The sequence below is a fragment of the Teichococcus deserti genome (genome assembly GCF_001982615.1).
In the GTDB taxonomy this organism is placed as follows: domain Bacteria; phylum Pseudomonadota; class Alphaproteobacteria; order Acetobacterales; family Acetobacteraceae; genus Pseudoroseomonas; species Pseudoroseomonas deserti.
This window is the reverse complement of record NZ_MLCO01000010.1, coordinates 1-13,113: the sequence shown is the minus strand read 5'-3', so window position 1 is coordinate 13,113 and position 13,113 is coordinate 1. Positions and strand designations below refer to the sequence as shown.

Here is a 13,113-nt window from a genome sequence, read left to right as displayed (position 1 = left end):
GCGGCGGACACGACCAGGATCGCGCCGTCCATCTGGGCGGCACCCGTGATCATGTTCTTCACGTAGTCGGCGTGGCCCGGGCAGTCGACATGCGCGTAGTGGCGGTTCGCGGTCTCGTACTCGACATGCGCGGTCGAGATCGTGATGCCGCGGGCGCGCTCCTCGGGAGCCTTGTCGATCTGGTCATAGGCGGTGAAGGACGCGCCGCCCGACTTCGCCAGGACCTTGGTGATCGCCGCCGTCAGCGACGTCTTGCCGTGGTCGACATGCCCGATCGTACCAATGTTGCAGTGCGGCTTGTTCCGCTCAAACTTAGCTTTCGCCATCGTCTTCGTCCCCGATCGGGTGTCGTTACCAGCGGTAGTGGCTGAAGGCCTTGTTGGCTTCGGCCATCCGGTGCGTGTCTTCGCGCTTCTTCACGGCCGAGCCGCGGTTGTTCGCCGCGTCCATCAGCTCGGAGGAAAGGCGCTCTTCCATCGTGTGCTCGCCGCGCTTGCGGGCGGACTCGATCAGCCAGCGGATGGCCAGCGCCTGGCGGCGCTCCGGGCGCACCTCGACGGGCACCTGGTAGGTGGCACCACCGACGCGGCGCGAGCGGACCTCGACGGCCGGCTTCACGTTGTCCATGGCCTCATGGAACAGGCGCAGGGGGTCGCTGTTCGGACCGCCGCGGCGCTTCAGGGTGTCCATGGCGGCGTAGACGATACGCTCGGCCGTGCTCTTCTTGCCGTCATACATCAGCACGTTCATGAAACGGCTGAGGACGAGATCGCCGAACTTCGGATCCGGCAGAACTTCGCGCTTCTCGGCGCTGTGGCGACGCGACATCGCTCTCTATCCCTTACTTCGGCCGCTTCGCGCCGTACAGCGAGCGCCGCTTGCGCCGCTTGGCGATGCCCTGCGTATCCAGCACGCCGCGCAGGATGTGGTAGCGCACGCCGGGAAGATCCTTGACGCGACCGCCACGGATCAGAACCACCGAGTGTTCCTGCAGGTTGTGCCCCTCGCCCGGGATGTAGCTCACGACCTCTTGGCCGTTCACCAGGCGAACCTTGGCCACCTTACGCAGCGCCGAGTTCGGCTTCTTCGGGGTGGTGGTATAGACGCGCGTGCAGACGCCGCGCTTCTGCGGGCAGCCCTGCAAGGCCGGAACCTTGTTGCGGCTCGGCTTGGGCTCACGCCCGTTGGCGATGAGCTGGTTGATCGTCGGCATGACGCCCCTTCGTGCCCTTTACTTCCAACGCCCAGGCCCTTCGCCAAACAGGAGCACCCGACCGAACGGCGCGTCGCGCCATCCCATCGGGCTTTGCCCTGCCCCGGTCTCAGCAGCCCTAGAGGCTGCGGCACCGGTTGCTCAGAACCTGTCGTCCAGAACTCCGCAGATCCTGTCCCTATGGCGGACAAGACCCCGTCGAGGGCGCGGAAACTACGTGCTGACCCCCCATGAGTCAAGCACGCCGCACCCCCTGACCATCGAATCCGCCCCCGCAACGGGTGCGTCTCCCATGCAAAAGGCCGGGGTCTCCCCCGGCCGCCTCTCGCACCCCGATTCGGGGGCGCCGCCAGCGACCTGCCTTATAGACCAGGCCGCGTCCGGCGCGAGGTTTTTGGCGGGGGCGGCATGCCGCCCCCGCCGATTCCTCACTCGGCCGCTTGCGCGCCCGGCTTCGGCAGCGCGCCCTGGCCGGCCGGCAGGCGCTGGCCGTCGCGCTGGGCGGCGAGCGCCCGCAGACGGTTCATCACGGAGCCCGTGCCCGCCGGGATCAGCCGGCCGACGATGACGTTCTCCTTCAGGCCCGCCAGGTAGTCGACCTTGCCGGCCACCGCCGCCTCGGTCAGCACCCGGGTCGTCTCCTGGAAGGAGGCGGCCGAGATGAAGGAGGTGGTCTGCAGCGAGGCCTTGGTGATGCCCTGCAGCACCGGCTCGGCGCGCGCGACGCGCTCCTTGCGGGCGAGCAGCTTCTCGTTCTCGACCTCGAACTCGATGCGCTCGACCGTCTCGCCCACCAGGAAGGTGGTGTCGCCCGGATCCAGGATCTCCACCTTCTGCAGCATCTGGCGGACGATCACCTCGATATGCTTATCGTTGATCTTCACGCCCTGCAGTCGATAGACGTCCTGGATCTCGTTCACCAGGTAGTTCGCCAGCGCCTCGACGCCGAGCACCCGCAGGATGTCGTGCGGCACGCGCGGACCGTCGACCAGCGGATCGCCGGCCTTCACATAGTCGCCTTCCTGCACCGAGACGTGCTTGCCCTTCGGCACCAGGTACTCACGCGGCACGGGCGGCTCGTCGCCGACCTGCTCCGGCACCACCAGGATGCGGCGCTTGGCCTTGTAGTCCTTGCCGAATTCCACGCGGCCGTCGATCTCGGAGATGATCGCGTGGTCCTTCGGCCGGCGCGCCTCGAAGAGCTCGGCGACGCGCGGCAGACCGCCGGTGATGTCGCGGGTCTTCGAGGATTCGCGCGGCAGGCGGGCCACCACGTCACCGGCCTGGACCGAGGCGCCGTTGTCGACCGACAGGATCGAGTCGGGCGACAGGAAGTAGCGGGCCTCGGCGCCGTTCGCCAGGCGCACGATATTGCCGCGCTCGTCCTTCAGGATGATGCGCGGGCGCAGATCGGCACCCTTGGCGGCCTGCTTGTAGTCGACCACCACCTTGGAGGAGAGGCCGGTCACGTCGTCCTGCCGCTCGACCAGGGTCACGCCCTCGATCAGGTCGGCATATTCGATGGTGCCGCCCTTCTCGGTGATGATCGGCAGGGTGAACGGGTCCCATTCGGCCAGCTTCTGGGCGCGGGTGACGGCCTGGCCGTCCTCGCCGACCAGCAGCCGGGCGCCGTAGGGCACGCGGTAGCGGGCGCGCTCGCGGCCGTTGCTGTCCGACAGCACGATCTCGCAGTTGCGCGCCATGACGATGGCCGCACCCTGGCTGTTCGCCACGACGTTGCGGTTGACCACCACCACGGTGCCGTCGCCGGTGGCTTCCACCGCCGACTGCTCGGCGCCGCGCTGGGCGGCGCCGCCGATGTGGAAGGTGCGCATCGTCAGCTGCGTGCCCGGCTCGCCGATCGACTGCGCCGCGATGACGCCGACCGCCTCGCCGATGTTCACGGTCGTGCCGCGGGCCAGGTCGCGGCCGTAGCAATGGCCGCAGACGCCGGAGCGCGCGTCGCAGGTCAGCACCGAGCGGATGTAGACTTCCTCGACGCCGGCCTTCTCGACCCGCTCCGCATCCGGCTCCTCGACCAGGGTGTTGCGCGCCATGATCAGCTCGCCGGAGACGGGATCATGGATGTCGCGCTGCACGGTGCGGCCCAGGATCCGCTCGGAGAGCGAGGACACGACCTCACCGCCATCCATCACGGCGCGCACGGTGATGCCGCGCTCGGTGCCGCAATCGACCTCGACGATGATGCAGTCCTGCGCCACGTCGACCAGGCGGCGGGTCAGGTAGCCGGAGTTCGCGGTCTTCAGCGCGGTGTCCGCGAGGCCCTTGCGGGCGCCGTGGGTCGAGTTGAAGTATTCAAGGACGGACAGGCCTTCCTTGAAGTTCGCGATGATCGGCTGCTCGATGATCTCGCCCGAGGGCTTGGCCATCAGGCCGCGCATGCCGGCCAGCTGGCGCATCTGCGCCGGCGAACCACGCGCGCCGGAATGCGACATCATCCACACGCTGTTGGTGACGCGGCCGACCTCCTGGCGGGAGATCTCCTTCATCATCGCCGTGGCGACCTCGTCGGTGCAGCGCGACCAGGCGTCGACGACCTTGTTGTAGCGCTCGCCGGCGGTGATCAGGCCGTCGAGATACTGCTGCTCGAACTCCTTCACCTCGCCCTTGGTGCGCGCGATGAGCCCTTCCTTCTCGGCCGGGATCATCATGTCGTCCTTGCCGAAGGAAATGCCGGCCTTGGCCGCCTGGCGGAAGCCCAGCGCCATCAGCCGGTCGGCGAAGATCACCGACTCCTTCTGGCCGCAGTGGCGGTAGACCGCGTCCATGACGTCCGAGATGGACTTCTTGGTCAGCTGGCGGTTGACCAGGCCATAGGGCGTGCGCGGGTCGCGCGGCAGCAGCGCGCCCATCATCATGCGGCCGGCGGTGGTCAGCACCGTGTCCATCTTCTTGGCATTCTCGGCCGTCGGCGCCGGCACGCGGGCCATCACCGCCGTGTGCAGCGTGATGCTGCCGGCGGCCAGCGCCTGCTCGACCTCGCCGAGGTCGCCGAAGACATGCGGGCGATGCTCGAGCGCCTTGAGCTCGGCGGCCGACAGCGCATCGACGGCCTTGCCGTTGGCGCTGCTGATCGCCGCCCGGATTTCTTCGAGTTCCTTCTGCGCGGCGCGGAACTCGGGCGTCTCCAGGGACAGGTAGTAGAGGCCGAGGACGATGTCCTGGCTGGGGACGATGATCGGCTTGCCGTTGGCGGGGCTGAGGATGTTGTTGGTCGACATCATCAGCACGCGGGCTTCCAGCTGGGCCTCGAGGCTCAGCGGCACGTGCACGGCCATCTGGTCGCCGTCGAAGTCGGCGTTGAAGGCGGTGCAGACCAGCGGGTGCAGCTGGATCGCCTTGCCCTCGACCAAGACCGGCTCGAAGGCCTGGATGCCCAGGCGGTGCAGCGTCGGCGCCCGGTTCAGCATGACCGGGTGCTCGCGGATCACCTCCTCGAGGATGTCCCACACCTCGGGACGCTCCTTCTCCACCATCCGCTTCGCAGCCTTGATGGTGGTGGCGTGGCCGTACTTCTCGAGCTTCGAGTAGATGAAGGGCTTGAACAGCTCCAGCGCCATCTTCTTCGGCAGGCCGCACTGGTGCAGCTTCATCTCCGGCCCGACGACGATGACGGAACGGCCCGAATAGTCGACGCGCTTGCCGAGCAGGTTCTGGCGGAACCGGCCCTGCTTGCCCTTCAGCATGTCGGAGAGCGACTTCAGCGGACGCTTGTTGGCGCCGGTGATCGCCCGGCCGCGGCGGCCGTTGTCGAACAGCGCGTCGACCGACTCCTGCAGCATGCGCTTCTCGTTGCGCACGATGATGTCGGGGGCGCGCAGCTCGATCAGCCGCTTCAGGCGGTTGTTGCGGTTGATGACGCGACGATACAGGTCATTCAGGTCCGAGGTCGCGAAGCGGCCGCCGTCCAGCGGCACCAGCGGGCGCAGCTCGGGCGGGATCACCGGCACGACGTCGAGGATCATCCATTCCGGACGGGCGCCGCCATCCTGGAAGGACTCGATCATCTTCAGGCGCTTGACCAGCTTCTTGCGCTTCGCCTCGGAGGTGGTCTCCTTGAGGTCGGCGCGCAGCCGCTCGGATTCCTTCTCGAGGTCGATGCTGCCCAGCATCTGCTTCACCGCCTCGGCGCCGATGCCGACGGAGAAGGCGTCCTCGCCGAACTCATCCTGCTTGGAGACGAACTGCTCCTCGGTCAGCAGCTGGTGCAGCTTGAGGTCGGTCAGACCCGGCTCGAGCACCACATAGGACTCGAAGTACAGGATCTTCTCGAGCTCCTTCAGCGACATGTCGACCATCAGGCCGACGCGCGAAGGCAGCGACTTCATGAACCAGATGTGGGCGACGGGGCTGGCCAGCTCGATATGGCCCATGCGCTCGCGCCGGACCTTGGCCAGCGTCACCTCGACGCCGCACTTCTCGCAGATGATGCCGCGGAACTTCATCCGCTTGTACTTGCCGCACAGGCACTCGTAGTCCTTGATCGGACCGAAGATGCGCGCGCAGAACAGCCCGTCCCGCTCCGGCTTGAAGGTCCGGTAGTTGATCGTCTCGGGCTTCTTGATCTCGCCATAGGACCAGGACCGGATCTGTTCCGGGCTGGCGATGGTGATCTTGATCTGATCGAAGGTGACGGCCTGGCCGGTCTGGCCCAGGATCTTCATCAGCTCGTTCATGCGGCCATCCTCTCAAAGGTGCGGCCGCCGCGCCGGGGAGTCCCCGACGCGGCTGAGCAAAGTTGAATCATCAAGCACGGTGCGGGCAGCATCAGCTGGGCCGGTTCTCCAGGTCGACGTTCAGGCCAAGGGACTTCAGTTCCTTGATCAGAACGTTGAAGGATTCCGGGATGCCGGCCTCGAAGCTGTCCTGGTCGCGCACGATGGCCTCGTAGACCTTGGTGCGGCCCGACACGTCGTCCGACTTTACCGTCAGCATCTCCTGCAGGGTGTAGGCGGCGCCGTAAGCCTCGAGCGCCCAGACCTCCATCTCGCCGAAGCGCTGACCGCCGAACTGCGCCTTGCCGCCCAGCGGCTGCTGGGTGACCAGCGAGTAGGGGCCGATCGAGCGGGCGTGGATCTTGTCGTCGACCAGGTGGTGCAGCTTCAGCATGTAGATGTAGCCGACCGTGACCTTGCGCTCGAAGGGCTCGCCGGAGCGGCCGTCGATCAGCGTGGTCTGGCCCGAGGTGTTCAGCCCGGCCTTGGTCAGCATCGTCTCGATGTCCGAGATCCGCGCCCCATCGAAGACCGGCGTCGCGATCGGCACGCCCTTCTTCAGGTTCTCGCCGAGCTCGATCAGCTGCTCCTCGGTCATGTCGTCGATGTCGCGGGCGAAGATCTCCTCGCCATAGACCTCGCGCAGCTTCTCGACCAGCGCTTCCCGGGCGGCGCCGGCGCGGCGGTAGTCCTCGACCAGCTCGCCGATCGACTTGCCGATATTGGCGCAGGCCCAGCCCAGATGGGTCTCCAGGATCTGACCGATGTTCATGCGCGAGGGCACGCCCAGCGGGTTCAGCACCAGGTCCACCGAGGTGCCGTCCGGCAGGAAGGGCATGTCCTCGACGGGCACGACGCGGGAGACGACACCCTTGTTGCCGTGGCGGCCGGCCATCTTGTCGCCCGGCTGCAGCTTGCGCTTCACCGCGATGAAGACCTTGACCATCTTCATCACGCCGGGCGGCAGCTCGTCGCCGCGCTGCAGCTTCTCCACCTTCGACTCGAAGCGCTTCTGCAGCTTCTCGACAGCAGCGTCGAACTCGCGCTTCAGCGCCTCGATCTCGACCATGATGGCGTCGTCCTGGACGCCGATCTGGCGCCAGGTGGCGCGGGCGAACTGCTCCAGCACCTCGTCGGTGATCGGGGTGCCGGCCTTGACGCCCTTGAAGCCGCCCGAGGCCTTCTGGTTCAGCAGGCGCTCGCGCAGACGGGAGTGGAAGGACCGCTCCTGGATCGCCTTCTCGTCGTCGCGGTCCTTGGCCAGGCGCTCGATCTCGGCGCGATCGATCGCCATGGCGCGCTCGTCCTTGTCGACGCCGCGGCGGTTGAAGACGCGGACATCGACGACGGTGCCGGTGGTGCCGGGCGGCAGGCGCAGCGAGGTGTCGCGGACGTCGGAAGCCTTCTCGCCGAAGATGGCGCGCAGCAGCTTCTCTTCCGGCGTCATCGGGCTCTCGCCCTTCGGCGTCACCTTGCCGACCAGGATGTCGCCCGGATTCACCTCGGCGCCGACATAGACGATGCCGGCCTCGTCGAGGTTCCGCAGGGCTTCTTCACCCACGTTCGGAATGTCGCGGGTGATCTCTTCCTGGCCCAGCTTGGTGTCGCGGGCCATCACCTCGAACTCCTCGATATGGATCGAGGTGAAGACGTCATCCTTGGCGATGCGCTCGCTGATGAGGATGGAGTCCTCGAAGTTGTAGCCGTTCCAGGGCATGAAGGCGACGAGCACGTTGCGGCCCAGCGCCAGCTCGCCCAGCTCCGTGGACGGGCCGTCGGCGATGATGTCGCCCAGCGCGACCTGGTCGCCCACCTTCACCAGCGGGCGCTGGTTGATGCAGGTCGACTGGTTGGAGCGCTGGAACTTGCGCAGCCGGTAGATGTCGACGCCGCGGGTGGTGCCGTCCTCGTTGGTGGCGCGCACCACGATGCGGGCGCCGTCGATGCTGTCGACCACGCCCTCGCGGCGGGCGACGATGGTCGCACCCGAATCACGGGCGACGGCGGCCTCCATGCCGGTGCCGACCAGCGGCGCGTCGGAACGCACCAGCGGCACGGCCTGCCGCATCATGTTGGAGCCCATCAGCGCGCGGTTGGCGTCGTCGTTCTCGAGGAACGGGATCAGCGCCGCTGCGACCGAGACCAGCTGCTTCGGCGAGACGTCGATCGCCGTCACTTCCTCGGGCTTGACCAGGCGGAAGTCGCCGCCCTGGCGGACCGAGACCAGGTCGGAGAGGAACTCGCCGCTCTCGGCGTTCACCTCGGCATCGGCCTGCGCGACCACCAGCTTCTCCTCCTCCATGGCGGAGAGGTAGCGCGGCGAGCCGGTGATCTTGCCGTCCTTCACCAGGCGGTACGGCGTCTCGATGAAGCCGTACTTGTTCACCTTGGCGAAGGTGGCGAGGCTGTTGATCAGGCCGATGTTCGGGCCTTCCGGCGTCTCGATCGGGCAGATGCGGCCGTAATGCGTCGGGTGCACGTCGCGCACCTCGAAGCCGGCGCGCTCGCGGGTCAGACCGCCCGGGCCAAGCGCCGAGAGGCGGCGCTTGTGCGTCACCTCGGACAGCGGGTTGGTCTGGTCCATGAACTGCGACAGCTGCGAGGAGCCGAAGAACTCGCGCACCGCGGCGGCGGCCGGCTTCGCGTTGATCAGGTCATGCGGCATGACGGTGTCGATATCGACCGACCCCATGCGCTCCTTGATCGCGCGCTCCATGCGCAGCAGGCCGACACGGTACTGGTTCTCCATCAGCTCGCCGACCGAACGCACCCGGCGGTTGCCGAGATTGTCGATGTCGTCGATCTGGCCCTTGCCGTCCTTCAGCTCCAGCAGCGTGCGCAGCGTCTCCAGCACGTCCTGCTTGCGCAGGGTGCGGACGGTGTCGGGCACGTCCTCCAGGCTGAAGCCCAGGCGCATGTTCATCTTGACGCGGCCGACCGTCGACAGGTCGTAGCGCTCGCCGTCGAAGAACAGCCCGCGGAACAGCGCCTCAGCGGTCTCCGGCGTCGGCGGCTCGCCCGGGCGCATCACCCGGTAGATGTCCATCAGCGCTTCGTCGCGGCTGGTGTTCTTGTCGACCACCAGCGTGTTGCGCAGCCAGGGGCCGACCGTTTGGTCGATCGCCAGCGTCGGCAGCGCGTCGATGCCGGCCTGCTCGATGGCGGCCAGCTTCGGCTCGGTCAGCTCGTCGCCGGCCTCGGCCCAGATCTCGCCGGTGCTCATGTCGACGAGGTCCTCGGCGACATAGCGGCCGAGCAGGTCGGCGCGGCCGACCAGCACCTCCTTGGTGCCGTTCTCGGCGATCTTGCGCGCCAGGCGCGGCGTCAGCTTGGTGTCGCGCTCGGCGACGACCTCGCCGGTGCCGGCATCGACCAGGTTCTCGATCAGCTTCAGGCCGCGGAAGGCGTCGGGCTCGAAGGGACGGCTCCAGCCCTTGGCGCCGCGGCTGAAGATCACCTGCTTGTAGAAGGTGTTGAGGATCTCCTCGCCGTCCATGCCGCGCACCTCGCCCGGCTCCAGCGCCGTGCCGCGCTCGGCGCGCAGCGCCTCGGTGCGGGCGGATTCGAGGGCGAGCAGCAGCGTCGTCGCCGGCAGCTTGCGCTTGCGGTCGACGCGGACGTAGCAGATGTCCTTGGCGTCGAACTCGAAGTCGAGCCAGGAGCCGCGATAGGGGATGACGCGCGCGGCGAAGAGATACTTGCCGCTGCTGTGCGTCTTGCCCTTGTCATGGTCGAAGAAGACGCCCGGGCTGCGGTGCATCTGGCTGACGATGACGCGCTCGGTGCCGTTGATGATGAAGGTGCCGTTGTCCGTCATGAGCGGCATGTCGCCCATGTAGACATCCTGCTCCTTGATGTCGCGGACGGAGCGGGACCCGGTGTCCTCGTCGACGTCCCAGACGATCAGGCGCAGGCGCACCTTCAGCGGGGCGGCAAAGGTCAGCCCGCGCTGGATGCATTCCTCGACGTCGTATTTCGGCTCTTCGAGCTCGTACTGGACGAACTCCAGGCGGCCGCGGCCGGCGAAATCGTCGATCGGGAAGACCGACTTGAACACTTCCTGAAGCCCGGTATTCGTCCGCGCGTCCGGGTCCACGCCCATCTGCAGGAAGGCCTCGTAGGAGGCGCGCTGCACATCGATGAGGTTCGGCATCGGCGCCACCTCGGGCAGCCGCCCGAAAGACTTCCGGATGCGCTTCCGCCCGGTGAACGACTTCGTGATCGCGTTCATGCCCGTCCTGCTTCCCTTCGCTCCGGCCCAACCGCCCCGGCCGGCGGGTCACCCAAACAGCTGCGCGGCCCCGCCATCCCGGGTGGAATCGCGCCGCGCAACGCAGTCGCGGGCAGGCCCCCGGATGGGTTCCTGCCCGTTTCGCGCTCAGTCTGCCCCGGCAGGCCGGCCCCGCAAAGGGCCTGCCCCGCCGGGAAGGTCTTACTTGACCTCGACCTTCGCGCCGTTCTCCTCGAGGACCTTCTTGATCTTCTCGGCCTCGTCCTTGGAAACGCCTTCCTTCACGGTCTTCGGCGCGCCCTCGACCAGATCCTTGGCCTCCTTCAGGCCCAGGCCGGTGATGGTGCGGATTTCCTTGATGACGTTGATCTTCTTGTCACCCGCGTTGGCGAGGATGACGGTGAACTCCGTCTGCTCCTCGGCGGCCGGGGCGGCAGCGCCACCGCCAGCGGCCGGGGCGGCGACGGCCACCGGAGCGGCGGCGGAAACGCCCCACTTCTCTTCCAGCAGCTTGGACAGCTCAGCGGCTTCCAGAACGGTCAGGCTGGAGAGCTCGTCAACCAGCTTCACGAGATCGGCCATGGTTCTCTATCCTTCGATGTAATCGCTTGGCGTGATGAATGCAATCCCCGGTTGGCAGAGTGGGGCCAGCCGGGATCTTCCGCGAAAGGTAGCCTGTTAGGCCGCCTCGTCCTTCTTGGCATAGGCCGCCAGAACCCGCGCAACCTGACCGCCCGGTGCCTGAAGCACGCCGGCGATCCGGGTGGCCGGGGTCTGAATCAGACCCACCAGCTGCCCGCGCAGGGTATCGAGCGACGGCAGCGCGGCCAGGGCCTTGACGCCATCGGCGTTCAGCACCTGGGTTCCGAGCGCCGCGCCCAGGATCACGAACTTGTCGTTCCCCTTGGCGAAATCCATGGCGGTCTTCGCCACCGCGACCGGATCCGTCGACCACGCAAGCGCGGTCGGACCCTTCAGCAGCGGCGAGATGCCCTGGAAGCGCGTGCCGTCGAGGGCGAGGGCGGCCAGCCGGTTCTTCGCGACCTTATACGTCGCGCCCGCCGCCCGCATCTGGCGCCGCAGAGCCGACACATCCGCCACCGTCATGCCCTTGTTCTGGGCAACCAGCACGAAGTTCGTCTCGGCGAACACCGTCGCGAGGGAGGCAACGAACGCACGCTTCTCCGTACGATCCAACTCCCGTCTCCAAACGGTGGTCGTGGCCTTTTGGAAGGGCCCCGACCGGTTCACACGGGGACATCCCCGGGCCAGCGGCCCGGCGACACCCCAACTAAGACTGTCTGAGTCTGCGGAAGACCAAGCCCATCACGCCGCGCCGCCGAAGCGGGCACGACCTGGATCTCTCGGCATTCCCATCTCACGCCTGCGGGGCGGCTGCCCCCTTAAGGCCCCATGGGGCCACATGCGCTCTCGGACAGGTTCCGGGGGCCCGCCGGATGGCCGGCCCCCTGCCCGCGTCTCGGCCGCAGCCGGGGCGCGTATCTCGTCACGCCAGGCCTCAGGCCTGCAGCGTGGTGACGTCCACCTTCAGGCCGGGGCCCATCGAGGAGGACACGGCCACCTTCTTCACATAGGTGCCCTTGGCGCCGGCCGGCTTCGCGCGGTTGATCGCGTCGATGAAGGCGCGCGCATTCTCGACCAGCTGCTCGGCGCCGAAGGAGACCTTGCCGATGCCGGCATGCACGATGCCGGCCTTCTCGGCGCGGAACTCGACCTGGCCGGCCTTGGCCGCGGCGACCGCGCCCTTGACGTCCATGGTGACCGAGCCGAGCTTCGGGTTCGGCATCAGGCCGCGCGGGCCCAGGATCTTACCCAGGCGGCCGACCAGGCCCATCATGTCCGGCGTCGCGATGCAGCGGTCGAACTCGATCTTGCCTTCCTGCACCAGCGCGGCCAGGTCGTCCGCGCCGACCACGTCGGCGCCGGCGGCGGTCGCTTCCTCGGCCTTGGCGCCGCGGGCGAAGACGCCGACGCGGACGGTCTTGCCGGTGCCGTGCGGCAGCGAAACCACGCTGCGGACCATCTGGTCGGCATGGCGCGGGTCGATGCCCAGGTTCATCGAGATCTCGACGGTCTCGTCGAACTTCGCCTTGGAGACCGACTTCACGGTCGCGATGGCGTCAACCAGCGCATACTGCTTGTCGGTGTCGAGACCGGCGTAGACGGCCTTCAGACGCTTGCCCTGCTTGGCCATGAATCAGCCCTCCACCACGGACATGCCCATCGAGCGGGCGGAACCGGCGAGCATGCGCACCGCGGCCTCCACGTCGTTGGCGTTCATGTCCTTCATCTTGGTCGCCGCGATCTCGCGCAGCTGCGACTTGGTCAGACGGCCGATCACGCCACCCTTGCCCGGAGTCTGGCTGCCCTTCTCGAGCTTGGCCGCCTTCAGCAGGAAGTAGGTGTTCGGGGGCGTCTTGGTGATGAAGGAGAAGGTGCGGTCCGAATACGCGGTGATGACGACCGGCGTCGGGGTGCCGGGCTCCATCTGCTGCGTCGCCGCGTTGAATTCCTTCACGAACTGCATGATGTTCAGGCCGCGCTGACCCAGCGCGGGGCCGACCGGCGGCGAGGGATTCGCCTTGCCAGCCGGGATCTGCAGCTTGATGTAGCCGACGATCTTCTTCGCCATAACCGTTCCTCTGCGCTTTCAGAGGCGCGCGGTGCTGTCGGCCCTGGCCGGGCCTCCCGCGTCCCTGAAGAGAACACCGCAACCTTTCGCGCGCGCAACGGCGCACGCAACTCTCGGGTCACGGCGGAGGCGGGCGTATATCCCTTCCGCTCCGCAGAGTCCACACCCTCCTGTCGCGCGCCGCGCGCATGCCTCGCCGGCGCGCCTGCAACGCATGGCTGCTGCGCCGCAGCAATTCATTCTCCGCTGATAATTAGCTCTCTATCTATTTCCCATGCCC

General features: G+C 67.4%; 9 protein-coding genes. All 9 read right to left on the bottom strand.

Going from position 1 to position 13,113, the window contains the following annotated elements:
- On the bottom strand, positions 1 to 326 hold a 326-nt coding region (locus tag BKE38_RS01600), incomplete at its 3' end, for a GTP-binding protein (RefSeq protein ID WP_207553457.1).
- Positions 327 to 351: 25 nt separating this feature from the next.
- On the bottom strand, positions 352 to 828 hold the full coding sequence (rpsG, locus tag BKE38_RS01595; protein ID WP_007004400.1) for a 30S ribosomal protein S7: 477 nt from the start codon (positions 826 to 828) through the stop codon (positions 352 to 354).
- Between the two features lie 13 nt (positions 829 to 841).
- Positions 842 to 1,213 carry a 30S ribosomal protein S12 gene (rpsL, locus tag BKE38_RS01590; RefSeq protein WP_076955627.1) on the bottom strand — a complete coding sequence of 124 codons (372 nt, stop codon included), beginning with the start codon at positions 1,211 to 1,213 and terminating at the stop codon, positions 842 to 844.
- A gap of 428 nt (positions 1,214 to 1,641) precedes the next feature.
- Positions 1,642 to 5,910, bottom strand: a complete 4,269-nt coding sequence (rpoC, locus tag BKE38_RS01585; RefSeq protein WP_076955626.1) for a DNA-directed RNA polymerase subunit beta' — start codon at positions 5,908 to 5,910, stop codon at positions 1,642 to 1,644.
- A 91-nt stretch (positions 5,911 to 6,001) separates the two neighbouring features.
- Positions 6,002 to 10,180 carry a DNA-directed RNA polymerase subunit beta gene (gene rpoB / locus BKE38_RS01580; protein WP_076955625.1) on the bottom strand — a complete coding sequence of 1,393 codons (4,179 nt, stop codon included), beginning with the start codon at positions 10,178 to 10,180 and terminating at the stop codon, positions 6,002 to 6,004.
- A gap of 201 nt (positions 10,181 to 10,381) precedes the next feature.
- Complete coding sequence (gene rplL, locus BKE38_RS01575; RefSeq protein WP_076955624.1) at positions 10,382 to 10,762, bottom strand: 50S ribosomal protein L7/L12; 381 nt, start codon at positions 10,760 to 10,762, stop codon at positions 10,382 to 10,384.
- Positions 10,763 to 10,858: 96 nt separating this feature from the next.
- Positions 10,859 to 11,377 (bottom strand): 50S ribosomal protein L10, encoded by a 519-nt coding sequence (gene rplJ, locus BKE38_RS01570; RefSeq protein WP_076955623.1) that lies wholly within the window; start codon positions 11,375 to 11,377, stop codon positions 10,859 to 10,861.
- A gap of 322 nt (positions 11,378 to 11,699) precedes the next feature.
- Positions 11,700 to 12,395 (bottom strand): 50S ribosomal protein L1, encoded by a 696-nt coding sequence (gene rplA, locus BKE38_RS01565; protein WP_076955622.1) that lies wholly within the window; start codon positions 12,393 to 12,395, stop codon positions 11,700 to 11,702.
- A gap of 3 nt (positions 12,396 to 12,398) precedes the next feature.
- Complete coding sequence (gene rplK, locus BKE38_RS01560) at positions 12,399 to 12,833, bottom strand: 50S ribosomal protein L11 (protein WP_076955621.1); 435 nt, start codon at positions 12,831 to 12,833, stop codon at positions 12,399 to 12,401.
- Positions 12,834 to 13,113 lie beyond the last annotated feature (280 nt).

Coding starts and splice junctions, on each gene's coding strand:
- rpsG (WP_007004400.1), bottom strand. CDS start 828: ATGTCGCGTCGCCACAGCGCCGAGAAGCGCGAAGTTCTGCCGGATCCG.
- rpsL (WP_076955627.1), bottom strand. CDS start 1,213: ATGCCGACGATCAACCAGCTCATCGCCAACGGGCGTGAGCCCAAGCCG.
- rpoC (WP_076955626.1), bottom strand. CDS start 5,910: ATGAACGAGCTGATGAAGATCCTGGGCCAGACCGGCCAGGCCGTCACC.
- rpoB (WP_076955625.1), bottom strand. CDS start 10,180: ATGAACGCGATCACGAAGTCGTTCACCGGGCGGAAGCGCATCCGGAAG.
- rplL (WP_076955624.1), bottom strand. CDS start 10,762: ATGGCCGATCTCGTGAAGCTGGTTGACGAGCTCTCCAGCCTGACCGTT.
- rplA (WP_076955622.1), bottom strand. CDS start 12,395: ATGGCCAAGCAGGGCAAGCGTCTGAAGGCCGTCTACGCCGGTCTCGAC.
- rplK (WP_076955621.1), bottom strand. CDS start 12,833: ATGGCGAAGAAGATCGTCGGCTACATCAAGCTGCAGATCCCGGCTGGC.